This window comes from Alloalcanivorax venustensis ISO4 (assembly GCF_015356855.1).
GTDB lineage: Bacteria > Pseudomonadota > Gammaproteobacteria > Pseudomonadales > Alcanivoracaceae > Alloalcanivorax > Alloalcanivorax venustensis.
Genome location: NZ_ARXR01000004.1, coordinates 1 through 25,314, shown reverse-complemented (window position 1 = coordinate 25,314; position 25,314 = coordinate 1). Strand labels below are relative to the sequence as shown.

24 protein-coding genes and 1 pseudogene are annotated in these 25,314 nt (G+C 63.6%); 12 read left to right on the top strand and 13 right to left on the bottom strand.

Annotated elements, in window-relative coordinates; genetic code table 11:
- Positions 1-95 precede the first annotated feature (95 nt).
- Together ISO4_RS03300 and ISO4_RS03295 are read left to right on the top strand one after the other, a co-directional pair.
- Positions 96-1,589 carry a flavin-containing monooxygenase gene (locus ISO4_RS03300; RefSeq protein ID WP_194855145.1) on the top strand — a complete coding sequence of 498 codons (1,494 nt, stop codon included), beginning with the start codon at positions 96-98 and terminating at the stop codon, positions 1,587-1,589.
- Positions 1,590-1,735: 146 nt separating this feature from the next.
- Positions 1,736-2,611, top strand: coding sequence for a CHAD domain-containing protein (locus ISO4_RS03295; protein WP_194855144.1), 876 nt, complete (start codon positions 1,736-1,738; stop codon positions 2,609-2,611).
- 7 nt (positions 2,612-2,618) lie between these two features.
- Here the strand turns inward: ISO4_RS03295 and ISO4_RS03290 are convergent, their stop codons facing one another.
- The 7 genes from ISO4_RS03290 to ISO4_RS03260 form a co-directional block, all read right to left on the bottom strand.
- Positions 2,619-2,948 (bottom strand): hypothetical protein, encoded by a 330-nt coding sequence (locus tag ISO4_RS03290; RefSeq protein ID WP_194855143.1) that lies wholly within the window; start codon positions 2,946-2,948, stop codon positions 2,619-2,621.
- 109 nt (positions 2,949-3,057) lie between these two features.
- The gene (locus tag ISO4_RS03285) at positions 3,058-3,792 is read right to left on the bottom strand and encodes a glutathione S-transferase (RefSeq protein WP_142949827.1); all 735 of its coding nucleotides are present in this window, start codon (positions 3,790-3,792) and stop codon (positions 3,058-3,060) included.
- Between the two features lie 100 nt (positions 3,793-3,892).
- On the bottom strand, positions 3,893-4,834 hold the full coding sequence (locus ISO4_RS03280) for a cation diffusion facilitator family transporter (protein ID WP_142949830.1): 942 nt from the start codon (positions 4,832-4,834) through the stop codon (positions 3,893-3,895).
- Positions 4,835-4,914: 80 nt separating this feature from the next.
- On the bottom strand, positions 4,915-5,391 hold the full coding sequence (locus tag ISO4_RS03275) for a hypothetical protein (protein WP_194855142.1): 477 nt from the start codon (positions 5,389-5,391) through the stop codon (positions 4,915-4,917).
- 3 nt (positions 5,392-5,394) lie between these two features.
- On the bottom strand, positions 5,395-5,664 hold the full coding sequence (locus ISO4_RS03270; protein ID WP_142949832.1) for a DUF883 family protein: 270 nt from the start codon (positions 5,662-5,664) through the stop codon (positions 5,395-5,397).
- Positions 5,665-5,776: 112 nt separating this feature from the next.
- On the bottom strand, positions 5,777-6,784 hold the full coding sequence (locus ISO4_RS03265) for an isocitrate dehydrogenase (RefSeq protein ID WP_194855141.1): 1,008 nt from the start codon (positions 6,782-6,784) through the stop codon (positions 5,777-5,779).
- Positions 6,785-6,918: 134 nt separating this feature from the next.
- Positions 6,919-7,716 carry a LysR family transcriptional regulator gene (locus tag ISO4_RS03260; RefSeq protein ID WP_194855140.1) on the bottom strand — a complete coding sequence of 266 codons (798 nt, stop codon included), beginning with the start codon at positions 7,714-7,716 and terminating at the stop codon, positions 6,919-6,921.
- Between the two features lie 172 nt (positions 7,717-7,888).
- Between ISO4_RS03260 and crcB the strand changes: the two genes are divergently transcribed.
- Positions 7,889-8,275, top strand: coding sequence for a fluoride efflux transporter CrcB (gene crcB / locus ISO4_RS03255; protein ID WP_142949835.1), 387 nt, complete (start codon positions 7,889-7,891; stop codon positions 8,273-8,275).
- A gap of 13 nt (positions 8,276-8,288) precedes the next feature.
- On the opposite strand, the gene ISO4_RS03250 is transcribed toward crcB, so the two are convergent.
- The gene (locus ISO4_RS03250) at positions 8,289-9,230 is read right to left on the bottom strand and encodes an AraC family transcriptional regulator (RefSeq protein WP_228547899.1); all 942 of its coding nucleotides are present in this window, start codon (positions 9,228-9,230) and stop codon (positions 8,289-8,291) included.
- 706 nt (positions 9,231-9,936) lie between these two features.
- Here ISO4_RS03250 and ISO4_RS03245 point away from each other — a divergent pair.
- The 3 genes from ISO4_RS03245 to ISO4_RS03235 all read left to right on the top strand — a co-directional run bounded on the left by ISO4_RS03245 (position 9,937) and on the right by ISO4_RS03235 (position 15,818).
- Positions 9,937-11,124, top strand: a complete 1,188-nt coding sequence (locus ISO4_RS03245) for an efflux RND transporter periplasmic adaptor subunit (RefSeq protein WP_194855138.1) — start codon at positions 9,937-9,939, stop codon at positions 11,122-11,124.
- An 82-nt stretch (positions 11,125-11,206) separates the two neighbouring features.
- Positions 11,207-14,401: an efflux RND transporter permease subunit gene (locus ISO4_RS03240; RefSeq protein ID WP_194855137.1), complete on the top strand. Its 3,195-nt coding sequence runs from the start codon at positions 11,207-11,209 to the stop codon at positions 14,399-14,401.
- Complete coding sequence (locus ISO4_RS03235; RefSeq protein WP_194855136.1) at positions 14,394-15,818, top strand: efflux transporter outer membrane subunit; 1,425 nt, start codon at positions 14,394-14,396, stop codon at positions 15,816-15,818. The genes ISO4_RS03240 and ISO4_RS03235 overlap by 8 nt, the downstream gene beginning before the upstream one ends.
- Positions 15,819-16,014: 196 nt before the next feature.
- Here ISO4_RS03235 and ISO4_RS03230 read toward each other — a convergent pair whose 3' ends face one another.
- Positions 16,015-16,446, bottom strand: a complete 432-nt coding sequence (locus ISO4_RS03230; RefSeq protein ID WP_194855135.1) for a MarR family winged helix-turn-helix transcriptional regulator — start codon at positions 16,444-16,446, stop codon at positions 16,015-16,017.
- An 89-nt stretch (positions 16,447-16,535) separates the two neighbouring features.
- Between ISO4_RS03230 and ISO4_RS03225 the strand changes: the two are divergent.
- Positions 16,536-17,326 (top strand): annotated as a pseudogene (locus tag ISO4_RS03225) (siderophore-interacting protein).
- Here the strand turns inward: ISO4_RS03225 and ISO4_RS03220 are convergent.
- From ISO4_RS03220 to ISO4_RS03210, 3 genes are all read right to left on the bottom strand, one after another.
- Positions 17,307-17,756, bottom strand: coding sequence for a YchJ family protein (locus ISO4_RS03220; protein ID WP_194855134.1), 450 nt, complete (start codon positions 17,754-17,756; stop codon positions 17,307-17,309). The pseudogene ISO4_RS03225 and the gene ISO4_RS03220 sit on opposite strands and share 20 nt — an antisense overlap.
- Positions 17,753-18,373: a flavin reductase family protein gene (locus ISO4_RS03215; protein WP_194855133.1), complete on the bottom strand. Its 621-nt coding sequence runs from the start codon at positions 18,371-18,373 to the stop codon at positions 17,753-17,755. Before ISO4_RS03215 ends, ISO4_RS03220 begins: the two co-directional genes overlap by 4 nt.
- A 90-nt stretch (positions 18,374-18,463) precedes the next feature.
- Positions 18,464-19,666, bottom strand: a complete 1,203-nt coding sequence (locus tag ISO4_RS03210) for an alkane 1-monooxygenase (RefSeq protein ID WP_194855132.1) — start codon at positions 19,664-19,666, stop codon at positions 18,464-18,466.
- A gap of 148 nt (positions 19,667-19,814) precedes the next feature.
- Here ISO4_RS03210 and ISO4_RS03205 point away from each other — a divergent pair, with 148 nt between their 5' ends.
- On the top strand, positions 19,815-20,837 hold the full coding sequence (locus tag ISO4_RS03205; RefSeq protein WP_067605056.1) for an AraC family transcriptional regulator: 1,023 nt from the start codon (positions 19,815-19,817) through the stop codon (positions 20,835-20,837).
- Positions 20,838-20,931: 94 nt separating this feature from the next.
- On the opposite strand, the gene ISO4_RS03200 is transcribed toward ISO4_RS03205, so the two are convergent.
- Positions 20,932-21,498, bottom strand: coding sequence for a gamma-glutamylcyclotransferase (locus ISO4_RS03200; RefSeq protein ID WP_194855131.1), 567 nt, complete (start codon positions 21,496-21,498; stop codon positions 20,932-20,934).
- A 161-nt stretch (positions 21,499-21,659) separates the two neighbouring features.
- On the opposite strand from ISO4_RS03200, the gene pdxH reads away from it, so the two are divergent.
- The 4 genes from pdxH to ISO4_RS03180 all read left to right on the top strand — a co-directional run bounded on the left by pdxH (position 21,660) and on the right by ISO4_RS03180 (position 25,258).
- Positions 21,660-22,289: a pyridoxamine 5'-phosphate oxidase gene (gene pdxH / locus ISO4_RS03195; RefSeq protein WP_194855130.1), complete on the top strand. Its 630-nt coding sequence runs from the start codon at positions 21,660-21,662 to the stop codon at positions 22,287-22,289.
- A gap of 1,214 nt (positions 22,290-23,503) precedes the next feature.
- Positions 23,504-23,968, top strand: a complete 465-nt coding sequence (locus ISO4_RS03190; protein ID WP_194855129.1) for a hypothetical protein — start codon at positions 23,504-23,506, stop codon at positions 23,966-23,968.
- A gap of 597 nt (positions 23,969-24,565) precedes the next feature.
- The gene (locus ISO4_RS03185; protein WP_194855128.1) at positions 24,566-24,787 is read left to right on the top strand and encodes a hypothetical protein; all 222 of its coding nucleotides are present in this window, start codon (positions 24,566-24,568) and stop codon (positions 24,785-24,787) included.
- Between the two features lie 96 nt (positions 24,788-24,883).
- Positions 24,884-25,258 (top strand): metal-binding protein, encoded by a 375-nt coding sequence (locus tag ISO4_RS03180; protein ID WP_228547893.1) that lies wholly within the window; start codon positions 24,884-24,886, stop codon positions 25,256-25,258.
- Positions 25,259-25,314 lie beyond the last annotated feature (56 nt).

Genomic DNA, 25,314 nt, shown 5'->3' with positions numbered 1-25,314 from the left:
TGCCCCCCAGGAAAAGATGCCATTGAGCAATGTAAGCCTGGCCGCCCGGCAGCCGCGCAAAGCGCGCTGGCGGCGGACCGGCGCTGGAGGTAGTAATGTCCAATAACCATTTCGACGTGCTGATTATCGGCGCCGGTTTGTCCGGGGTGGGCGCGGCGTGTCACCTGAGCCGTCAGTCCCCGGATCGCAGTTTCGCCCTGATCGAGCGCCGCAAGCGCATCGGCGGCACCTGGGACCTGTTCCGTTATCCCGGTATCCGTTCGGATTCCGACATGTACACCCTGGGCTATAACTTCCGCCCCTGGACCGAACCCAAGGTGCTCGCCGACGGCCCGTCGATCCGTGAATACATCGCCGACACCGCCGCCGAATACAACATCGACGACAAGATCTATTTCGAGCGCCGCATGGTCGACGCGGACTTCTCCACCCGCGACGGTCAATGGACCGTGCGCGTGGAAAACGAAGGCAGCGGTGAAAGCGAAATCTTCACCTGCCAGTTCCTGCTCTGCTGCACCGGTTACTACAACTATGACGCCGGCTACACGCCGGACTTCCCCGGCGCCGATCAGTTCAAAGGGCGCCTGGTGCATCCCCAGCAGTGGCCGGAGGATCTGGATTACAGCGGCAAGAAAGTGGTGGTGATCGGCAGTGGCGCCACCGCGGTGACCCTGGTGCCGGCCATGGCCAAGGACGCCGAGCATGTCACCATGCTGCAGCGCTCGCCGACCTACATCGCCACCGTGCCGGAGCGCGACGAACTGTCGGTGAAGCTGCGCCGCTTCCTGCCGGAAATGGTGGTCTACCGCATGGCGCGGGCCCGTAACATCGGCCTGCAGCGTCTGGTCTACCGGCTGTCCAAGCAGCGCCCGGGCCTGGTGCGCCGCGCCCTGCTGGCCGCCGCCCGCCGTCAGCTCGGCGACGACATCGACATGAAGCACTTCCGGCCCAGCTACAACCCCTGGGACGAGCGCCTGTGCGCGGTGCCCAACGGCGACCTGTTCAAGGTGCTGCGCCGTGGTGAAGCGTCCATCGTCACCGATCATATTGATACCTTCACCGAGAACGGCATCCGCCTGAAGTCCGGCGAAGAGCTGGACGCGGACATCATCATCACCGCCACCGGCCTGGACCTGCAGCTGCTGGGCGGCGCCGAGCTGTCGGTGGACGGCGAGACCCGCGAGCCCCGCGACGTGCTGGTGTACAAAGGCGTGATGCTGCGCGACGTGCCCAACATGGCCATGGTGTTCGGTTACACCAACGCCTCCTGGACGCTGAAAGCGGACATCGCCGCCGAGTACGTGTGCCGGCTGCTCAACTATATGTCCCGCAAGGGGCTGCAGCAGGTCACCCCGAAGGACCACGACGGCAGCGACACCGACAAGACCTTCCTGGACCTGCAGTCCGGCTATGTGCAGCGCGCCGCCCACCGGCTGCCGCGCCAGGGCGACAAGGCCCCCTGGAAGGTACTCAGCAACTACCTCTACGATCTGCCGCGCCTGCGCTATGGCCGGCTTAACGATGACGCCCTGGAGTTCGTCAAGGCGGAAGGCGGTAAACGCCGTCGCCTGGGCGTGTCACGCGGCTGACACCGACGCGGTCCGGCATCGTTCAGCGCCCGCCTTTCGGCGGGCGTTGTCGTTCGCGGGCGCTGTCATTTAGTTGTCACGGTAATTGTCGCCGGAAAAATTCATAATCGGGCTCCCCATTAGAACCGCCAACATCGGAGCCCTCCATGAGCAAAGCCGCGACATCCGCTTCGGATTTGCCGGGACGCCTCGCCGGCGCCGCCTGCGATCAGGACGAAACCGTACTTTCCGTGCTTGAAGGTCAGACCAGCCTGACCCCGGAGCAGGTGCACCAGGTGCGCGTGGCCGTGAAGCGGCTGCGGGCGATCTGGCGGGTGATGGCCGGTGTGGTCGACAAGAAGACCGCGCGTCGGCAGGACAAAGCCCTGCGCATGGCGGCACGGGCCCTGGCCGGCGCCCGCGATACGCAGGTGATGGGCGAAACTCTGGAGAGTTTGCGCAAAGGCGCCCGCGACTACGAAAGCGAGGCCATCGACGCGGTGCGCGCCCAGGCCCTGGCAGCCGAGCAGGAACTGGCGTCGCCGGCGATGCCGGAAGGTCTGGAAGGCGTGTTCCGCGCCGACCTCTACCTGTGGCGCAACCTGAACATCGAAGCGGATAATGCGGAGCTGATCAAAAAAGGCTTCGGCCGGCTCTATGCCGAAGGCCGGCAGCAGGGGCTGGAAGCGGTGGTGGAGAACCAGCCGGAGCTTTGGCACCGGTTCCGCAAGCGGGTTAAGTATCAGCTCTATCAACTGGAACCGCTGGAAAGCAGCCTGGACGACTCCGCCCTTTCACTGAAGGAGTTCCGCAAGCTGGGCAAGTTGCTCGGCGAGCTGCACGACCTGCATGTGCTCGACGAGCATCTGCGCAAGCGCAAAAAAGACAGCGAGGATAAAGAACCCTTCGTGATCGTGCACCAGCTGATCGCCCGGCTGGAGGCGGACCGGGTGGCGGAATGCCGCAAGCGCACCCGCCGCTGCTACAGCCTCAAGCCCAAGGCGTTCCGCAAAGCCCTGGCCGGCGCGGCCGGCGCCGCCTGAGCGGGTTTCAGTCCCGCTCTTCGTCGCCGTCCTCGTCCTCTTCCGGTTCCAGGTTGGGCTCGAAGGCCCGTTTCGCATCCGGCAGGGCGACCGTGTCGCCCACCGCGATGCCCCGGTGTTCGGTGAGTCGCTTACCGGTTTCCGGGTCGATCAGGGCCACCACGTCCCCGTAGCTGGTGCCGTCGGTGTAGGCGTCCACCCGCACCCGCGCCACCAGGCCCTGGAAACGGGCCGACAGCACGCTGCCCTTGTGCGGCGTGGCGTCGATGTTCGGGTCCTTCGCGTAGTACTCGGCGACGCTCTGGTCGCCGGGTGAATCCCATTCGATGGCTCTCATTCAGTACGCTCCATGTGTGTGACGCTTCACCGGACAGAGTGCGCCGCGTCGCCGGCTTCGACAACACAGGGGCGCGCTGCAAACGCAAACTCCTGTAAAGAGCGCCGGTTCAGGCGACGGTATCCAACTCCGGGTAGTGGCGGAAGATGCCGCTCTCGTTGAACGGCTGGCGTCGATCCGACTGCAGATACGCCTGGATGCCCGGCCGTGCCGCGACCCGTTCAACCAGCGTCAGCGTTCTGGGAATGCGCGCCCTGTGCGTGTTCATGGTTCTCGGAAACGCGTACTGCAGACCGCGAATGACCTGAAACAGCGACAGGTCCGCGTAGCAGTGCTCGCCACCAGCCAGATACTCCGGCCCGGCCGGGTTCAGTTCCAGAACCCGCTCGAAATAATCGAGAAAGCGTGGCAGCCGCTGTTGGTGGAAGGCAACCGCCCGGCGGCGCGCTTCCGCTTCCTGTTGGTGGTAATACAGCGACGGCCCGATCGGGTGATGAATGTCGTGGATCTCCGCCACCCAGTCACTCACGGTCAGTTGCAGACCGTGGATCCAGTAGCGCGCCGGCTCGTTGTCGGGCACCAGGGCCAGGGGCGGGCCGAGGAACTGGAGAATATTCGCCACATGGGAAATCACCAGATTGCCGGCTTTCAGAAAGGGCGGCGCGAACGGCGGGCGCGGGGTGGCGTCACCGTTGAGGTAGCTGTCGATGGCGGGCAGGCCGAGGCCGTCGCGGGCGTCGCCCAGCCCCACATCGAGATAGGGCGCGCCGGCATCTTCCAGGGCGAGTCGGACGAACTCGCCGCGTCCTTGAATGCCGGGCCAGTAGAAGAGTTCATAGCGCATGGTTTTCCTCCCAGCGCGGCCCGGATGGGCTCGTTGCTGGAACGGTAGGGCAAACCGCGGGCGCTGACAAATGAAATACCGGGGGTCCGTCCCGCCGTCGCTAGCGCCGGGGCGTGGACACCACCGGCATGGCCTCGCAGGGTTCGGCCCATTTCGCATCGGCGGTGAACAGGGTGTCGGTGACCTGGTGCGGGTAGACCGCCGACACCGCGCTGGTCAGGCGCTCGCGCAGGGTGTCCAGCTGCGGCAGCCCGGTGAGCGGAAAATCCGCCGGCAGCACCACATGGATCATCACATACAGCTGGCGGCCCGGGCGCACCATGCGCACCTGACACTGGCGCACGGGCAGGTCGGCCAGCGCCGCGTCGATGGCGGCCAGCACCGGGCGGCGCAGCTCGCGGGGCGGTGCCCGGTTGAGCAGCTCCATGATCGCGCCCTTGGCCATGCGGATGGGCACGCTCAGGCAGAACAGCACCACCGCGATCACCAGCACCGAATCCACGTAGGGCACGATGTCGTCGCGATCGAAGAAGCGCGCCACCGGGATCATGCAGAAGGTGAGCAGCACGCCGGAGGAGATCAGCGCATTCACCAGCCAGTTCTCGAAATCGGCGCGCATTAGCGGGCTGTCCACGTGCCGGCGGCTGCGGTGCAGCGCCCAGGCGGTCAGCGAGCAGGCCAGGGTGGCGAACACGGCGTAGCCGATGGCCGGGCCGGCGACGATTTCGCGGCCGCCGGCGAGCAGCGCCAGCACCGCGTCGACCAGCGCGAACAGCGCCACGCCGAGAATCAGCAGGCCCTTGCCGGCGTTCACCAGGGATTCGAAGTAGCCGTAGCCGAATGGGAATTTGCGGTCGTCGGGCTGGGCCGCCAGCACGCTGATGCGCACCGTCACCAGGGCGACCAGAAAGTAGATGAGATTGAACAGGCCATCCAGAAGGATGGCCTTGGACTGGGTCAGGGACGCGGCGGTGACCGCGGCGGCGCCCACGACCAGGGACATCACCACGGAAAGAATCAGTGCGCCGCGCTCGCTTTTCATGGCCCGCTCCGGTTGCCGTTAAAAAGCGCAGTCTAGCGCAAATCCCGGCGCGCGGAACGGCACCATGGTTACCGAGGGTTTCAACCCTGGTCGGAGAAATCCTTGTAGGCGTCCATGGCCTTGCGGGTCAGCACCGGGCCCGCCGCCCGGGTAACCAGACGGCGGGCGTTGGGGCTGGCGGCCAGCAGGATGCCGGCGGCCAGCGCACCGACCACCACCGTGCCGGTGTGCTCCCGGGTCCATTGCGCGGCGCGGTCGCCCACCAGGGGCCGGAGATTGTCCTCAATGCGCTCGTCCTGGCGCGAGAGCTCGCGGCTGTCCTTGCCGCTGGATCCGGATTTGTGAGTGGTACGTTGCACCACCATCACGAGCAGCACCGCCATGACCAGCAGGCCGAGGCCGGTGAACAGGGACGCCAGGGGCGCGCCCAGGGGCGGCGCCATGGCGAACCAGGCGGCGGCCGCCAGGCAAAGCAGGGCCGCGAAGCCGGTGAGCATGGCCAGCCAGACCAGCGCGTTAAGGCTGAACAGGCTGGACAGGGGGCCGCGTATATTCATCGATCAGCGGCTGATCAGTTTGCCGATCAGCAGGCCCACGCCGAACGCGCTGAGCACGCTGGTGAAGGGGCGCTCCTTGATGTGCGAACCCACTTGCTCGGCCTGGCCTTCGGCCTGACGGCGCACCTGGTCGAACTGATCGCGGGCGTGTTCCACGCCGGCCTGGGCGCGTTGCTGGGAGTTGCGTTTAAACGCTTCGGTAAGCGCGCCCAGATCGCGGCGCAGCTGGTCCATGTCCTTCTTGAGAGCTTCGGTTTCCGGCGATTGACTCATTACAACCTCCTGTTGCGATGAAGAATCCGTAAGTGGAATTCGAGCATAGAGGATGAACAGAGCCTCTGCCTACGGACACATGCAAAAGATTGATAAAGCGCCGGATAAAAGCTCAGAGGTTACGGATCACCTCGTCGGTGAATTCGGAGGTGGAGGCCTTGCCGCCCAGGTCCGGCGTGGTGACCTTGCCTTCGCCCACCACGAAGCGAATCGCCTTGCGCATCCGTTCCGCGTCTTCGTTGCGTTCCAGGTATTCCAGCATCATCGCCGCGCCCAGCATCAGGGCGGTGGGGTTGGCGATGTTCTGCCCGGCGATGTCCGGCGCGCTGCCGTGCACCGCTTCGAAGATGCCCTTGTGTTCGCCCACGTTGGCGCCGGGCGCCAGGCCCAGGCCGCCGGTGAGGCCGGCGCACAGGTCGGAGAGGATGTCGCCGAACAGATTGGTGGTGACGATCACGTCGAAACGGTGCGGGTTCATCACCAGCTGCATGGCGCAGTTGTCGACGATCATCTCCTCGTGCTCGATGTCGTCGTACTCCTTGGCGATGGAGCGCGCCACGTCCAGGAACAGGCCGGAGGTGGACTTCATGATGTTGGCCTTGTGCACCACCGTCACTTTGCGGCGGTTGAGCCGGCGGGCCGCTTCATAGGCGAAGCGCATCAGCCGCTTGGACTCCTTGCGGGTGATCACGCTGCGCAGCTCGGCGCGCTCGCCGTCGTCGCTGACGGTCTGGCCTTCGCCGGAGTAAATCCCTTCGATGTTTTCGCGGATGGTGACGATGTCCACGTTGTCGTAGCGCGAGCGCACGCCGGGAATGGACAGCGCCGGGCGCAGATTGGCGAACAGATCGAAGTGCTTGCGCAGGGTCACGTTCACCGAGCGGAAGCCCTTGCCCACCGGTGTGGTGATCGGGCCTTTCAGCGCCACCGGGTTCTTTTCAATCAGATCCAGGGTTTCCTGGGGCACCAGGTCCTCGCCCTTGTCCAGGGCGGTTTGCCCGGCGATCGCGTAGTCATAGGTGAGGCCGCAATCGAGCGCGTCGAGAACACGGATGGTGGCGCTCATGATGTCCGGGCCGATGCCGTCGCCGGGGATGACTGTAACGCGTGTTGCCGCCATGGGAACTCCTGATTGCCGGTTTTCGGGACGCTATTCAAGCAAGCGTGCGGGGGCGCCGCAAGCGACCTTAGTCTATACGAACAGGGCCGCTTCTGTGCAGGCGTGGCCCCAGGGATACAAGGACCGTGCCACGCTCAGTGGGTCGTCGGCGGGTGCCCGGCGAACTGGCGCGCGGTGTCGAGAAACTGGCTCAGCACCACGCCCGGCGGGCCTTTGCCGCGCGCCAGCAGCAGCGGCAGGGTGGCGGGCGCCGGCCGCCCGTGAACCGTCAGGGGGCGCAGCAGTGCCCCATATTGATCGTCGGTGTCCGGGTCGCAGGGCACGATCGCCACGCCCAGGCCCGCCGACGGCAGGATAAAGGGCTCCGCGGCGAGCAGTTCCAGGGCCACGGTGCGCAGCGTCAGCAGCGGGTGCCGGGGCGGCAGTATCACGCACAGCGGCTCCTCGGTGAGCGCCTCCCAGGGCAGCGCTGCCGGGCTCTGCGCGGAATGCACGAAGCCGATGTCCAGCCGGCCGGCCTCCAGTTCGTGTAACTGGGCACCGTCCGAGGCCTCGCGAATGTTCAGGGCGATACGCGGGAACAGCGCGCGGAAGGCGCTGAGAATGCGGGGCACCAGCGGCGGCAAGGGCGCCGCGGGCACGCCGATGCGCAACTGGCCGTTGGCGGGCAGGCGCGTGCGCGGCGCGCGGCTGGCTTCCTGGCTGGCGAGCAGCGCCCGGGCGCTGATCACCAGGGCGTCGCCGGCGCCGGTCAGGCTCACCGTCGTGGCGTTAACGATCAGCAGGGGCGCGCCCATGTCGCGCTCCAGCTCCCGCACGCTCTCCTTCAACAACATGGGATGGCGACCCAGGCGTTGGGCGGCGCGGGCGAAATCACCTTCCTCGGCGACGGTAAGAAAGTCCCTGAGGTCCTCGCTGCGGATCCGGTCCATAGCATTCACCGGCGGGTTGTTTTTTTACCACAGTACCCCTGTTGGCGGCGGACGCCATAGTGTTGTCACCGTTCAGTGTTATAGCCGGTGCAAATGAGGTAACCAGGGGTAACGTTCGCGCCCATGGAATGGCATGCTAATAGACCTTTCCATCCGCTGGGGAAACGAACGCATGTGGTTATACGTACTGGCGATCAGTGGCGGCGCTGCCCTGGGCGCCAATGCCCGCTGGCTGCTGGGGCTGTGGCTGAACGCCTTGTTTCCGGCGCTGCCGCTGGGCACGCTGGCGGCCAACCTGCTGGGCGGCTGGCTGATCGGCTTGGCGTTGGGGGTGTTCGCCTGGCTGCCGGCGCTGGCGCCGGAGTGGCGGCTGTTCCTGGTGACCGGGTTTCTCGGCGCGCTGACCACGTTCTCCACCTTTTCGGCGGAGATGTTCGAGCATCTGCAAAGCGGCCGCTGGGCGGTGGCGCTGGCCGGCATCGCCGTGCACGTGGCCGGCTCCCTGGCGATGACCGGCCTGGGCTTCGCCATGGTGGCGCTGGTGCGCGACCGGCTGTAGCCCCTGATTAGGCCTAGAGGCGCACCGCCTGCGGCGTCTCGCCGCGCAGTTTGATCACGTCCGCCCGCGGCGGCGCGCCGAACAGGCGGCTGTATTCGCGGCTGAAATGGGACGGACTTTCATACCCCACCCGGAAGCTGGCGGTGGCCGCTTCCAGCCCCTCGCTCAGCATCAGGCGCCGGGCTTCGTGCAGGCGCAGCTTCTTCTGGAACTGCAGCGGCGACATGCGCGTCACCTGCTTGAAACTGTGGAACAGGGACGACTCGCTCATGTTCGCCTGTTCCGCCAGCTCGCGGATGCGCAGCGGCTCGGTGAAGCGATCCTTGAGCACGGCGATCACTTTGGAAATACGGTGCGCCTGGCTGTCCGCCGACGCGAAGCGGCGCATTCTCGGTCCGGTCTCGCCGATCAACGCCCGATAGATAATCTCGCGGCGCGCCAGCGGCGCCAGGATGCGCGCATCCGCGGGGCTGTCCAGCAGCGACACCAGGCGGGTGACCGCCTCCACCATGCCTTTTTCCGCCTGGGTGCGGCACAGACCGCAGGAGATATCGGGGCACTCTTCTTCCGGTTCGCTGAGATCGTCGCCCAGCTCGATGATCAGATCGGTGACTTCCTGAGGGTCCACCGACAGCTTGACGCCCAGATAGGGTTTGTCCGGGCTCGCCTGGGTGACCTGGCCGAGCACCGGCAGATGCACCGACGACACCAGACAACTCAGCGGGCCGTAGACGATCTCCTTGTCGCCCAGCCAGACGGTCTTGCCGCCCTGGGCGATCAGGCACAGGGAAGGCTCGTACACCGACGACACACAGGTGGTGGGGGTGTCCGAGCGGATAAGTTCCAGGCCCTCGATGGGGGTGGGCTGCAGGCCGTCCAGCGGCGCCCAGGGCAGAATCTTGCGAGACACAATCTCGCCGAGACGTCGCAGTTCCTCGGCGGCTTCGTTTTCCATGCTCGCGATCGAAGTGCTTGCCTTCACGTCGTAACCCTCCCGAATTGGCTTGCGGCTCAGTATACGCCCGGCGGCGGCCCCGGAAAGCGACTCCGACACGGGCTGCAGTTTTGGGCAAGCACCCTGCAGGATCGCGCAACCCGTGGAAGGAATACGCAGATAACAGTTTCGTGAACCTTTCCCTGCTTAACAGAATCGGGCAAGCACGCGGCAGGAATACGCTACCGCCGTCCGATGCCCTCTCCCTAAAGTAGCGCTTCATCGTCGCCATAGACGAAAGCATTCATTTTTTTAATTGACCTAAGGAGCCTCTGGGCAACTCCCTTGCGTGCTCTGGCTTTCAGGCGAGTCCGCCGTCAAGGCGCGATTTTGAAGTCGTGCTGACGGCCCGACGAAAAAGCGCAACGCTGAGGGCGGGCTCGCCTGAAAGCCCCGAAGGGCGCGTCCTGAAGCGAACATCTGCTGCGTTGTGCTTCTTGCCAAGGGCTGCGGCCATTGGCGGCGAACCACGCCTTGCATCTGCTCGCTTCAGGACGCGCAGAGCACGCAAGGGAGTTGCCCAGAGGCTCCCGACTTGAGGAATTACCGTCCTGTCGAGTTCGGGTCGACCCGTTCGATTAGTGCCAAGGCCAGGCCGCGAGGCGGACCCTTGTTCAGTGTGGCCGTTATGACATGTGGCCTTTTATTACATGTGGAGAGAAACGACATGGATATTTTTAACGGTGAGTCCGCCAGCGACGCGGGCTTGTTCTGGGGGCTGACGCCTTTGCTGTTGGCCATGGTGTTCCTGGCGGGCTGCGACGCGCGCAGCGAAGCGCAGCACGCCGGCGAACCGCCGGAGGTGGACGTGGCGCGCGTACTCGCCGAGCCGGTAACCCTGAGGGAAACCTTCACCGGCCGGGTGGAAGCACCGCAGACCGTGGCGCTGCGCCCGCGGGTGAGCGGCTACATCGATCAGGTGGCGTTCGAGGAAGGCGAGCTGGTGAAAGCCGGTGACCTGTTGTTCCAGATCGACCCGCGCCCCTACCAGGCCCGCGCCCGGGCGGCGCGCGCCGAACTGGAGCAGGCGCGCAGCCGGCTGCAACTGGCCGAAGGCGAGGCCGGCCGCGCCCAGCGGCTGCTGGAGAGCCGCGCCATTTCCCAGGAGGAATACGACCAGCGCCGCGCCGCCCTGCTTAACGCCCGCGCCAGTGTGCAGCAGGCCCAGGCCGCGCTGCAGAGCGCCGAACTGAACCTGCAATACACCCGCGTCACCGCGCCGGTGGACGGCCGCGCCGGCCGTGCCCTGGTCACCAAGGGCAACCTGGCCAGCGCCGACCAGACGCTGCTGACCACGCTGGTGTCGGTGGATCCGCTGTACGTGTACTTCGACAGCAACGAGGACAGCGCTGTGCGGAGCGGCCAGTCGCTTGAGCCGGGAAAGACCGAGCCGGTACGCATCGGCCTGGTGGGCGAGGACGGCTTCCCGCACCAGGGGGCGCTGGACTTTATCGACAACCGGCTCAACCCCAACACCGGCACCCTGCAATACCGCGCCGTGCTGGAGAACCCGGATGGCGCTTTTAAACCCGGCCAGTTCGCGCGCGTGGAAATGCCGGTGGCGGAACTGGACCGCGCCCTGCTGGTGAACCGCAAAGCGGTGCTCACTGACCAGGACCGTCGCTACGTCTATGTGATCGACGGCGACAACACGGTGGGCCGCCATCAGGTGGTCACCGGCCGCCAGGTGGGCCAGCTGGTGGTGATCGAATCGGGCCTGGAAAGCGGCGACCGGGTGATCGTCAACGGCCTGCAGAAAATATTCGGATCGGGCATGCAAGTGGCGCCCCGCGACGTCGCCATGCGCGACGCGCCGGCCGTCGACGGCAAGGCCGTTGCCGCGTCGCAGCCCTAAAGCCTTACCACCCTAAAACCTTAATTCTCGGGGAACGACTGCATCCGGCGGGCCGGCGGCCCGTCGCATGGGAGCTATTGCGATGAATTTTTCACGTTTCTTCGTGGACCGACCGATCTTCGCGGCGGTGGTGTCCATCATTATCTTCGCGGTCGGGTTGATCTCCATCCCCAACCTGCCCGTGAGTGAATACCCGGAAGTGGTGCCGCCGTCGGTGGTGGTGCGCACCGTTTACCCCGGCGCCAACCCCAAGGAAATCGCCGAAACCGTGGCCACGCCGCTGGAGGAATCCATCAACGGCGTGGAAGACATGATGTACTTCAAATCCGTGGCCGGCTCCGACGGCGTGCTGCAGATGACCATCACCTTCCGCCCCGGCACCGACGCGGAAGACGCCACGGTGCGCGTGCAGAACCGGGTCAGCCAGGCGCTGGCGCGGCTGCCGGAAGCGGTGCGCCGCCAGGGCGTGACCACCCAGAAACAGTCGCCCACCTTTTTGATGGTGGTGCACCTGACGTCGCCGGACGGCCGTTACGACACCCTCTATCTGCGCAACTACGCCCGGCTGCATGTGAAGGACCGGCTGGCGCGGGTTCAGGGCGTGGGCGACGCCCAGGTGTTCGGCGGTGGCGACTACGCCATGCGCGCCTGGCTGGACCCGGGCAAGGTGGCCGCGCGCGGGCTTACCGCCAGCGATGTGGTGGGCGCCATGCGCGAACAGAACGTGCAGGTGTCCGCCGGCCAGCTGGGCGCCGAGCCCATGCCCGACAGTGATTTCCTGACGCTGATCAACGCCCGCGGCCGACTGCGCACCGTGCAGGAGTTCGGCGACATCGTGCTCAAGAGCGGCGACGACGGCGAGATCGTGCGGCTCTCCGACGTGGCGCGCCTGGAGCTGGGCGCCGGCGACTACACCCTGCGCGCGCAGCTGGACGGCAAGGACGCGGTGGCAATCGGTATCTTCCAGGCCCCCGGCGCCAACGCGCTGGAAATCCGCGAGCAGGTGATCGGCATCATGGATGAGCTGGAACCGCGCTTCCCGGAAGGGGTGGAGTACGAAGCGGTCTATGACACCACCATCTTCGTCAGCGACTCCATCAAGTCGGTGATCAAGACGCTGCTGGAAGCGGTGCTGCTGGTGGTGCTGGTGGTGACGCTGTTCCTGCAGACCTGGCGCGCCTCGATCATTCCGTTGCTGGCGGTGCCGGTGTCCGTGGTGGGCACCTTCGGCGCGCTCTATCTGCTCGGCTACTCGATCAATACCCTGACGCTGTTCGGCCTGGTGCTGGCCATCGGCATCGTGGTGGACGACGCCATCGTGGTGGTGGAGAACGTGGAGCGGAACATCGAAGAGGGGCTGACGCCGCTCGCCGCCGCCCACCAGGCCATGAAGGAAGTGTCCGGCCCGATCGTCGCCATCGGCCTGGTGCTGTGCGCGGTGTTCGTGCCGATGGCGTTTCTCGACGGCGTTACCGGGCAGTTCTACCGGCAGTTCGCGGTGACCATCGCCATCTCCACGGTGATCTCCACCATCAACTCGCTGACCCTGTCCCCGGCGCTGGCGGCCATGCTGCTCAAGCCCCACGACGCGCCCAAGGACCGGCTCACCCGGGTGATCGACGCGCTGTTCGGCTGGCTGTTCCGGCCGTTCAACCGCTTCTTCAATAAAAGCTCCAACAAGTATCAGGGCGCGGTGTCCCGGGCGCTGGGCAAACGCGGTGCGGTGTTCCTGGTGTATATCCTGCTGCTCACCGGCACCGGCGCCATGTTCCAGGTGGTGCCGCCGGGCTTTATTCCGATCCAGGACAAACTCTACCTGATGGCCGGGGTGAAGCTGCCGGAGGGCGCGTCCTTGCAGCGCACCGACGAACTGCTCAACGACGTGGTCGATATCGCCATGAACACCGAAGGCGTGGAGCACGCCATCGCGTTCCCCGGTTTGAACGCACTGCAGTTCACCAACACCTCCAACACCGGCGTGGTGTTCTTCCCGCTCAAGCCGTTCGACCAGCGCGAGCGCAGCGCCTCCGAGATCAACGCGGAAATCAACCAGAAGATCGGCGCGTTGAAGGAAGGGCTGGCGTTTTCCTTTATGCCGCCGCCGATCCTCGGCCTGGGCAACGGCTCCGGATATCAGTTGTTTATCGAGGACCGGGGCAACCTGGGCTACGGCGCGCTGCAGGACGCGGTCAACAATTTCCAGGGCGCGGTGGCGCAGACGCCGGGCATGGGCTTCCCGATCAGCAGCTACCAGGCCAACGTGCCGCAGCTCGACGCGGAAGTGGACCGGCTGAAAGCCAAGGCCCAGGGCGTGTCGGTGACGGAGCTGTTCGACACCCTGCAGACCTACCTGGGCTCCACCTACGTCAACGACTTCAACCGCTTCGGGCGCACCTGGCAGGTGATGGCCCAGGCCGACGCGCCGTTCCGGGAAAACGTGGAAGACATCGCCCGGCTGCGCACCCGCAACGACCGCGGCGAAATGGTGCCGATCGGTTCCATGGTCACGCTCACCGAGACCTTCGGGCCCGATCCGGTGTTGCGCTACAACGGCTACCCGGCGGCGGACCTGGCCGGCGAAACCGACCCCACCGTGCTGTCCTCCGCCCAGGCCATGGCCGGCCTCACCGCCCTCGGCGAAGAGGTTCTGCCGCCGGGCATGGACTTCGAATGGACCGACCTGAGTTACCAGCAGGCCACCCAGGGCAACGCCGCGCTGGTGGTGTTCCCGCTCTCCATTCTGCTGGTGTTCCTGGTGCTGGCGGCGCTGTACGAAAGCTGGACCCTGCCGCTGGCGGTGATCCTGATCGTGCCCATGTGCATGCTCTCGGCGCTGATCGGCGTGTGGTTCGCCGGCGGCGACAACAACATCTTCGTGCAGGTGGGCCTGGTGGTGCTGATCGGGCTGGCGTGCAAGAACGCCATTCTGATCGTCGAGTTCGCCCGCGAGCTGGAGCTGCAGGGCAAGGGCACCGTGGAAGCGGCGCTGGAAGCCTGCCGCCTGCGGCTGCGCCCGATCATCATGACCTCGATCACCTTCACCGCCGCCGTGGTGCCGCTGGTGCTGGGCAGCGGCGCCGGTGCCGAAGTGCGCCAGGCACTGGGCACGGCGGTGTTCGCCGGCATGATCGGCGTGACCTTGTTCGGCCTGTTCCTGACCCCGGTGTTCTACGTCGCCCTGCGCAAGCTGGCCGGCGGCGGCCGGCCGGTGAGCCATCACGGTTCAACCATGGACGGCGAAGCGCACGGCCAGACTTCTGGAGACAATCATGCATAAATCCATTGTCCTGCTGACGGCCCTGGCGTGGCTTTCCGGCTGCGCCGTGGGGCCGGACTATCAACCGGTGCAACCGGACGCGCCGGAGCGCTTCCTGGAGGCGCCGCAGGCGTCGGCCGGCAGCGCCGACGAGCAGCGCTTCTGGGCCGGCTTCGACGACCCGATGCTGGCGGGGTTGATCCGCCAGACCCTGGACGCCAACCGCGACCTGCGCGCGGCGCTGGCCCGCTACCAGCGCGCCGAAGCGCTGCTGCGCGGCAGCCGTGCCGAGCAACTGCCCAACGTGGGCGTTTCCGCGTCCGCCGCCGAGCAGCACCTGGCGGATGTGGAACGCACGCCGCCGGGCGCCGGTGACGACCGCGTCGAGCTGTATCAGGCGGCCGCCGGTCTCAGTTGGGAGCTGGATCTGTTCGGCCGCCTGCGCCGCGCCAGCGAAGCGCAGCGGGCCGAGCTGGGCGCCGCCGGTGCCGACCTGGCCGCGCTGCAGGTGGCGCTGGTCGGTCAGCTGGCCACCAGCTACTTCGAGCTGCGCGGCCTGCAACAGCAACTGCTGGTGGCGCGCAGCAACGTGGACAACCAGCGCCAGTCCCTGGAGATCGTGCGCTCGCGGGTGGGGGCAGGGCGCGGCACCGCCTTCGACGAAGTCCGCGCGATATCCCAGTTGGAGGCTACCCGCGCGGTGATCCCCGATCTGCAGGCGGCGGTGCGCGCACGCATGTTCCGCATCGCCGTGCTCACCGGGCAGAACCCGGGCGCGCTGGTGGACGAGCTGGCGCCGCCGGCGCCGCTGCCGGAAAGCCTGCCGGTGATCCCGGTGGGCAGCCCCGGCGAGGTGCTGCGCCGCCGGCCGGACATCCGCGCCGCGGAACGGCGCCTGGCCGCGGCCAGCGCCCGCATCGGCGTGGCCACAGCGGATCTGTTCCCGAGTTTCAGCCTGGACGCGCTGATCGGCTCCGTGGCCAGCGACAGCGGCGACCTGTTCAGCGCCGGCGCGGAAACCCGCCGGGTGGCGCTGGGCGTGGACTGGACCTTCCTGGACTTCGGCCGGGTGCGCAGCCGCATCGACGCCGCCGACGCGGACAGCCAGGCGGCCCTGGCCAACTATGAGCAGACCGTGTTGCTGGCGCTGGAAGAAACCGAAACCCAGCTGGTGCGCTACGCCCGCAGCCGCGAACGCAGCGAACGCCTGGGCGCCGCCACCGACGCCGCCGGCGAAGCCGCCGAGCTTGCCCGCACCCGTTACCGGCAGGGCTTTATCGGCTTCTTCGAAGTGCTCGCCGCCGAGCAGGAGCTGATCGACACCCGCGACGCGCTGATCGAAAGCCGCACCGCCGAAACCCTGGCCATGGTCAACATCTATCGCGCCCTGGCCGGCGCCCCCGGCGACGCCACACCCATCGCCTCGGCAAACGATTAACCGAAAACGACGCGCTGATTCGTTTTCTTACCCCAGGGGCCAGGACGGCCCCCTTTTTTTAAGACCTTGTGAGAAGGTGCTCTTTGGGAGCGGGTGCTGGAGGAGCGGGCCTTGTGGGAGCGGGCCCCGCCCGCGAAAGGGTGGCTTACAGCCACCCGGCAGGATCCCAGAGACCGGTTTTGTAGCGGAGTCTGTTCTAATGTTCGCGAAGGTTATCCAACATTCGATTACCGATTTCAATAAAGGTATTTTGGTCTTTCTTATTAATGCCTTTGAGAAGCGTCTTTTTCACCTCGTCCTCGGCGTCTTTGATACGCGCCATCAGACCCCGCCCCTTCTCATTGAGCGACAGAAGTTGGGCGCGGCGGTCCCCCGGATCCGGCGTACGCGTGATCAGCGCCATGCTCTCCAGCTCCTTGATCACCCGGGTGATCTGCGCCTTGTCGCGGCCGGTGACACTGGCGATCTGCTGGGCGGTGCAATCGGGGTGGCGGCGAATCATTTGCAGCAGCCGTATGTGCATGCCGTTCAGCGGCAGATCGTAATCGCGCACCGCGCGCTTGGAACTGACCTTGAATTGAAACGCCAGTTGCCAGAGCACCTGGCGGATATCGGAATCGTCATTCATATGGTTGACAACATCAACTAGTTAAATTATGGTTGATATTGTCCACTAGTTAGGCGGGCGCCGCAAGCGCCACCACCATGAGGTAACCCATGCCCAGACCGGCCCCCCGTATTCTGGAAGTGCTGCGCACCGAGAGTGTCACCCCGAACATGAAACGGGTGGTGCTCGGCGGCGGCGATCTCAGCGACTTCCCGAAGAACCACGAAAGCGCCAACTTCAAACTGCTGATTCCCCGCCCGGGGCAAACGGAGATCCCGCTGCCGCCGTTCGGCGACGCGCCGCCGGAAGAACGACCCATCGTGCGCACCTACACCCTGCGCCACTTCGACCACCAACGCGGCGAAGTGGCGGTGGATTTTATGATGCACGCCGACCACGGCCCCGCCTCCGGTTGGGCCGCCGCCGCCCGTCCCGGTGACCGGATCGGCTTTGCCGGGCCCGGCGCGCCCAAGTTCGCGGACTTCGACGCGGACTGGTTCCTGTTCGCCGGCGACATGTCCGCGCTGCCCGCCATCGGCGCCAACATCGAACGCCTGCCCGCCAGCGCCCGCGGCTACGCGGTGCTGGATATTCTCGACAGGCCCTGCCGTTCCCGCCCGGCATGGAAGTGATCTGGCGGGTGAACCCCAACCCGGAACAGCCCGCCATGGGCTGGGTGGATACCATCGTCGGGCTACCCTGGCTGGACGGCTCGCCGTCGGTCTGGGTGGCCGGCGAAAGCGGCGCGGTGCGCGCCGTGCGGCGCTACCTCACCCAGGAACGCCAGATCGAGCGCCACCGCCTCTATGCCAGCGGCTACTGGCAGATCGGCCTCACCGAGGACCGCCACCAGCTCGAAAAACGCAAGGATAAAGAGGCACTCAGCCGCAGCACTTCTTGAACTTGCGGCCGCTGCCGCAGGGGCAGGGGTCGTTGCGGCCGGGCTTGAACGGCGTGACAGTGTGTTCGCCGTCCAGATAGAACCAGTGGCCGTTCTCGCGCACAAAGCGAGAATGTTCCTTCAGCACCGCGAAGCCATCGCCATCCCGGTGGGTGGCGCGGAAGTGCACCTGCCCCGCGTCGCCGTCCTGCTTCGCGTCGACGATCTCCAGGCCCAACCATTGATCGCCGCCTTCCAGCGTCAGCTCGGCGGGCCGGGTATCCGGGTGCCAACTGGCGCGCACATAGTCAGCGTCGTCGCGCACGAAGGCGCTGTAGCGCGAGCGCATCAACGCCTCCGGCGAGGACACCGGCTCGCCGCGATGCAGCGGCCGGCAACACTGGGCGTAATCCAGGCCGGAACCACAGGGGCAGGGGATGGGTTCAATCATTTGGGCCGGTACATCTGGAAGAACGTATCCGAACTGATGCCGAAGTAATCCGCCGGGCCACCGCCGCGCAGGATCGGTTCGGCGTCGGCGGTCTGGTAGACGCCGTCCTTGAGCAGATGCCGGGCGATGTGCACGCCCACCACCTCGCCGAACACCATCCAGGTGTCGGTCTCGGTGCCGTCGGCGCCGGTGAGCCGCAGAATCTGGCTGAGCCGGCACTCGAACGACACCGGTGTCTCCTTCACCCGGGGCACGCCGATCACCCGTGACGGCTCCGGCGTCAGCCCCGCCAGCTGGAACTCGTCCACCTCCGGGCCCACCGCCGCGCAGCTCTGGTTCATCGCCTCGGCCAGTGGGCGGGTGGCCAGGTTCCAGCCAAACTCCCCGGTTTCTTCAATGTTCCGCACGCTGTCCTTGTAGCCGATGCTGGCGAAGCCCACCAGCGGCGGCTTGTAGTTGAAGGCGTTGAAGAAACTGTACGGCGCCAGGTTCAGCACCCCATCGCGGCTACGCGAAGAAATCCAGCCGATCGGTCGGGGCGCCACCAAAGCGTTAAACGGATCATGGGCCAGCCCATGGCCAGCGGAGGGTTCGTAGAAATGAATGTCAGTAGTCATTGAGCAATGCTACTTGGGCCGGGCTATAACCGACAAGCGCGGGCCAGGCCCACGCTTGAAGCTATCAACTGTCAATTATCAACTATCAACTCAAACCACCACCTTCGCCGGCGCATCCCCGTGCTTGATCCCGTACTTCTCAATCAGCTTCTCGCGCTTGGCCGGATCGAAGTTGATGTTGCGGGCATCGTAGCCGGCGTGCTCCAGCAGACGCTTGTCCATCACCTTGTACCAGATCGGCGGGAAGTAGCTGATAAAGAACATGCCGAAGTAGCCGTTGGGCAGCTCGGGCAGGTTCTCGAAGTGGCGCAGGCTCTGGTAGCGACGGGTCGGGTGCGCGTGGTGGTCGGAGTGGCGCTGCAGGTGGAAGGTCGCCCAGTTGGAGAACATGTGGTTGCTGTTCCAGCTGTGGTGCGGCTGGGTGCGCTCGTAGCGGCCGTTGGCCTTCTTGTGGCGCAGCAGGCCGTAGTGCTCGATGTAGTTGGCGGAGGTCAGCTGGAAGGCGCCCCAGAAGGCGGTGCCCAGAATGTAGGGCAGCAGACCGATGCCGAAGATGGCGAGCACGGTGCCCCAGGCGACGAGGGTGATGATCGCCGGCTGGATGATCTCGTTCTCCAGGGACCAGACCGATTTGCCCTGGGCGGTCAGGCGGTCCTTCTCCAGGCGCCAAGCGCGCTTCGCGGCGCCGGGCAGCTCACGCAGCGCGAACTTCCAGATGCTCTCGCCCATGCGTGAGGAGGCCGGATCTTCCGGGGTGGCCACGTCTTTGTGGTGGCCCTTGTTGTGCTCGATAAAGAAGTGGCCGTAGGCGCACGGCGCCAGCACGAACTTGGCCAGCCAGCGCTCGCCCTTGCCCTTCTTGTGGCCCAGCTCATGGCCCAGGTTGATGCCCACGCCGCAGGTGCCGCCGATCAGGTAGATCATCGCCAGCACGCCGTGCCAGGGCAGGTTCTGGGTGCCCACGAACCAGGCGCCGTAGAACCAGGCGCCCCAGATCAGCGGCACCAGAGCGTACAGAATCCAGCGGTAGTAGGGGTCGTTTTCCAGCTGCGGCACCACCTCTTCCGGCGGGTTGCTGGTGTCCTCGCCGATCAGCATGTCCAGCACCGGCACGGTCAGGTAGTAGAACGCCAGCGGCAGCCACAACATCAGCGCGTTGTTGCCGGTGGCGAAATAGAGCGCCGGGCCCACGAACACGATGGCCGGCACGAACAGCGACGAAAACCACAGATGCCGTTTGCGGTCGCGGTAGATCACACCGGACGGCCCGGTGAATACACCTGCCTTGCTCATAAACCTCACCTCTTTGTTATGTAATGGTTCCATCCTCCGCCTGTCCGGGGCCAACCGGCACCGCTTAGAGTGGCAATAAATCGTCATAAAGTGACAAGGCGGCCGACATTCACTACCTTGGAGGGAAGGCTTCCAGGGAGCGGCACCCATGACCGTGCAGATCACAAACCGGCTGCGCCCCGCGATTCACCCCACCTATCCGCGCCTTTTGTGCGCGTATTTGCATGAGCGGGGCTTCGATAACGCGGTGATATTCCAGGACACCCGCCTGCAATGGGAGCAATTGCTGGGCGATCACCGCTATTTGAGCCTGGAGCAGATGTCGCGCCTGATCCGCCGCGCCATCGACCTCACCGGCCAGCCCTGGATCGGCCTGGAAACCGCCGGCGTCACCTCGGTGTCCGCCCACGGGCCACTGGGCTACGCGGTGGTGTCCGCGCCGGACCTGCGCGAAGTGCTGCGGGTGGTGTCCCGCTATGTGGGAGTAAGGTTCCAGCTGGTGGGGGTGCGCTTCGAGGAATTCGACGACCACGCTGTGCTGACCCTGGACGAGCAGGTGGACCTGGCCGAGATCCGCGAGTTCGTCACCGGCTCGATCCTCGCCACCTACTTTCAGCTGGTGGACACGGTGACCTCGCGGCGGCTGCGCGACGTGGCCGTCACCCTGCCGCTGGACGAGCCCGCCTGGGCGTCGGTGTACGAAGAGTATCTGGGCTGCCCGGTGACCTTCGGCACCGGCCAGCTCACCATCACGCTGCCCGCCGCGCTGCTGGACACCCCCTGCCTGACCGCCGACCCCACCACGCACCGCGCGGCGTTGCGCGATTGTGAGCACCAACTACGGCAGATCCAGAGCGGCGGCCCGCTCAGCCAGCGCATCGGCGTGATGCTGCTCGACCGCGACGGCGACTACCCGACCCTGGACGACACCGCCGAGGAATTCGCCATGTCCCGCCGCACCCTGATCCGCAAGCTCAAAGCCGAAGGCACCAGCTTCCAGGAACTGCTCGACGACGTGCGCCGCGAATTGGCCGCCTGGTACCTGCTGGAAACCAGCCTGCCGGTGGAGCGCATCGCCGAGAAACTCGGCTACCAGGACCCCTCCAACTTCAGCCGCACCTTCCAGCGCTGGTTCGGCACCACGCCACTAAGAATGCGCCGCGCGCCCTGACCCGACGCCACAGGAACGTCGGCTTTCGCTGCGCTCAACCCGACCTACAGGCGGTAGGTCGGGTTAGGCCAAAGGCCGTAACCCGACACCCCCGCTAAGGCACCAAGGCAAGAAGCCGCCGCTCCAACCCAAAAACATGCTCATCCTCCGCCCCCAATTCCCGCAAAGCCTCCGCCAAACGCAGCAAATAATCCCGGTTCGCCCCGCTGGGCCCATGGCTGCCATGAATGTGCCGCGCGATCTCGTCCTCCGGCGCCGGCCCCAGAAAGGCCGCGTTATCCTCGGTGGCGATGTACACCAGCCCCTCTTCATGGCCACCGTCGGCGAACGTCATCGGCGTGGCGAACCGCAAATAGCCGTTCTTCTCCCGCACATCCAGATGCTCGAACACCGACGGCGCCACCCGGTACGCCATGCCCGCGCACACCGTGCCCGTACTCTCCACCAGCGTCAGCACACGGCCCGGCCGCTCCGGCGTGCCGCGATGATCGTGGGAGCCCTGCCAGAAGCGCCGCGCCCAGCCCTCGATGCTGGCGGGCCGGCGCTCCAGAAACGGAAAGTCCGCCTTGAAAATCAGCGAGCCGTAGCCGAACAGCCAGACATCGGCCCGGCCGCTCAGGTCCTGGCGGGATTTATTGAGTTCGGAAGTGTCGAGAGTCATAACGGAAGGAAGATACAGGATGCAGGATACAGGATGAAGCGCGGGCACGGCCGTGCAGCCGGCACGGCCTTTACCCGCGACTGCATCTTTTATGCGTAACGGATAACATCTTATGCGTTGCGCATAACCTAGACGCCTCTCGGAATCGCCAAGGATATCTCATGAAAGACGTACGCCAGGAATACCACGCCCCCGGCCTCACCGAAGCCGACCTGCTGGCGGACCCGGTGGAACAAGCCCGCCGCTGGGTCGACGACGCCATCAACGCCGAGTTGCCCCTGGCCAACGCCATGACTCTGGCCACCGTCTCCGCCGACGGCCGCCCCTCCAGCCGCGTGGTGCTGCTCAAAGGCATTGAAGACGGCGGCTTCGTCTTCTTCACCCACTACGACAGCCGTAAAGGCGACGACATCGCCGCCAACCCCAACGTCTCCTTCGTCATGTTCTGGGGCCCCTTCGACCGCCAACTGATCGTCAACGGCCGCGCCGAGAAAATCCCCGCCCAACAATCCCGCAACTACTTCGCCAGCCGCCCCCGGGGCAGCCAGCTCAGCGCCGCCGTCTCCCATCAGAGCCGGCCTGCAAGCCGGGAGCAGTTGGAAGCGGATATGGCGAAGCTGGACGAGCAGTATCCGGAAGGTGAGACCATCCCCATGCCGGAGACCTGGGGTGGTTACCGTATCGTTCCCGAGGAGATCCAGTTCTGGCATGGGCGGCCTAGTCGGTTGCATGACCGGTTCCGCTATATCAGGGATGGCGGCGAATGGGCGCGGGAACGCTTGGCGCCCTGACTACCCACCCCGGCTAAAACCACCCGCACCCGCCCTGTAGGAGCGGTCGGGCGGCGCACCGCTTCAGCCGCGATGGCGTTTATTTCGCATGCATACCCTTTTAAATCTCAATATGAAACCTCGCCCAGAACAACGTTAGTTAGTCATTACTTTTCGCAGGCTTCTATATCTCACGATTATTGTGCTTTAGCGACAAATGGCTACAAGTGTTGACTTGTGAAACGGGTCACGCTTTTATTTGCAGAAGCAACGAAAAGACAGAAGTCTAGTACGTATCCAAACGTAGGCTTCGGCTACATAGTCGAATCAAAAGATGCCGACGAAGCTCTAGTCCCAAAGAGACAACGGAAGTACGTAGTCGTTGGTCCAAGCAGAACCTGAAGGAGGGCGCTTATAATGAAAAGCCCAAAGCGATCGCGGCCGCCGAAACCACCAGATCGGCCCCAAGCACTTAGACCACGGAGACCACCAGGGAAAAGCGAATGGGTGAAAGGTCATTGGAGGTATGACTACAATCACAGCCAATGGGAATGGGTGACAGGCCATTGGCGAAAATCATGATTAATTCAAAATATACCTGAATACGACACTGCCAAAGCAATATTGGGGCGCACATAGTTTGTGCTGTTTTGTGAAGACTTTAAAAAATAGTAGGTGACCAATGAGAAAGAGATTGGAACTTGCGGCAATCGTCTGTTGCTTTTTCGTTTCTGGCTCAGCCCTTTCAGACCAGTGGATTAACGGCTATATGAAAAGTGATGGAACGTACGTTCAGGGTCACTATAGAAGTGGCCCCGACAGCTACCGGTATAACAATAGAAACTCTCAAAGTAACGGCGGTTATCAACGCGATGAATTCAGCTCTGGAATGGGGGCGACGAATCGTAATAATTCATCATGGGACTACAGAGATAATGATAACGATGGCGTTACCAATCGTTATGATCGGTCTCCAGAACCAAAGTCAAATTGCTATGGTTATTACTGCGACTGAAAGAAACCTAAAAATTTCAGCGCAGGTATGGATGCATTCCGGGATCCGGCTTTGATTTTTTGTCTGATGGTCGTATGAAGAAGGTGTATCCGGTTGAAGCAAAAGATAAGACTGGACCCCGTCGTCTTGTTGAAAACTATAACGTGATACGACGCCGGTGCGTTCATTGGCTATTCGAGCTGGCGTCCTAATACCTGTTAGGTCCGTGCCGGAGACCACTGTGGAACATAACTTCGAAAGGTTGAAGACTCACATACTCCCGCTATCACGGTCGGAAATATTCGAGGTAGCTCGCACTGAGTGGGACTTGGTAAGTGTTGAGATAACGGAAGAGTTCGATCACTGCCCTTGTGGACAAGAAATCAAAGAACACTGCTACATAAGAAATCGCATCACAGGCCAGTCAACGTACGTCGGCAACGTTTGTATCAATCGCTTCATTGGTATTGATACGGGCAACCTTTTCGATGGCCTGAAACGAATTGCAAAAGACCCGTATGCCAACGCTAACCTCGACGTCATCGAGCACGGGTGCCAGATGGGATACATCTATGACACTGAATATAGATTCTTGGTCAGTACGCGCCTAAAGCGAAAGCTCTCGGACAAACAGCTTGAATGGAAGCGAAAGATCAATCGCCGCATCACGAAACAGATCTCGGTGCAACGTCGCACACGCACCTAACAGTTCATTCAAGCCGACGCCGCGTCGCAGCGCGGCTTAGCTCGAGCGTTATGTACAACAAGATAAGAAGTTGGGGGGAGAAATGAATCTACGAATAGCTTTTTTTGTTATTGTATTTTTGCTTGCAGGGTGTGCAACCACGGCAAACTATGAGGCTATATTGCAGACATGGATTGGAAGCACAGAGATGGAATTAATAAGTAAATGGGGGCCGCCGCAACAAGTATATGAAGCAACGGGCGGGGTGAAATACTTAACCTATCAAGAGTCTCGTAGTGGTTATGTGCCAGGAACGAGCCCAACGTATTATACGACGTATAATAATTATACAAACACAGCAACCACGACCAGCGTCGGCGGTAGTTCCGGCTATTCATACACAAAGTCCTGCCAAACAACATTCGAAATCAACGATGGCTATATTTCTTCATGGCGCTGGAAGGGGAATGCGTGTAGAGCATACTGAGCAACACATAAAAAGCAACAGCAGGCCGACCTACGAAGCCTTTGCTGGGCGTTATATACAAGTGTAGTCGTATTTTTTATCTAGCGTCTAACGCTATGCAATACTTTTGAATTTTTGAGAGGCGTGTAGGTATGAATCCAAGAGCTATGGTTCAGTTTGGTTGGTACCTGTTGCTCGCAGCTATCGTCGCAGCCTTTTTTGGCTGGGTGCCATGGTATGCACCTTTAATCGTTCTCGTCTGGAGTTTCGCAAACTCATACTTAATGGGTGTTATGGTGAGAAAGCAGATGAAGAAAGAAAGTCAAAGCTTGTCTGAGTCAAGTCAGGAAGACAAAATCGAGCCTAGAGGCTGATGTAGTTATTATATGTGATCGTTTTATGAAAGCTGTGTATATAACCAAGAAAAGCAGTTCGCGGACGCACTGCGTGCGCCGCTGTTTGAACGTTAAATGGGCAAGGAAGTCATGTGTGGATTTCCCAGTCAGCCGACGCTAACTGATATAAGCAATGCTCATTCTGAGTTTATTTCGGGCTTAATTGAGCGCGACATTGGTGATTGGGTGAAGCTTATGGAGTGCCCGGTATGTGGGCAGCTCTATAAAGTGGATGAATGGGATAAGTATCAAACCTGCTATGCAGTAAAGGTACCATCACCAGAAGGCTGGCGTGAATTCGATGGCGAGCGCTTGATCAAAGAGCGAATGATGGAGAATCGAGGCGGCCTTGCCTCTAAGGTATGCATGCGGTCTGGTTGTGAAGAAAAGCAGGTGAATGGCAGTGCTTATTGTGTAAACCATCTCTACGCAGGCGGCACGCATGCGTGAGCATTTAACAAGTTGCGGCAGTCGGACTCTGTAGTTCCCCCGCTTTAGTGGACACC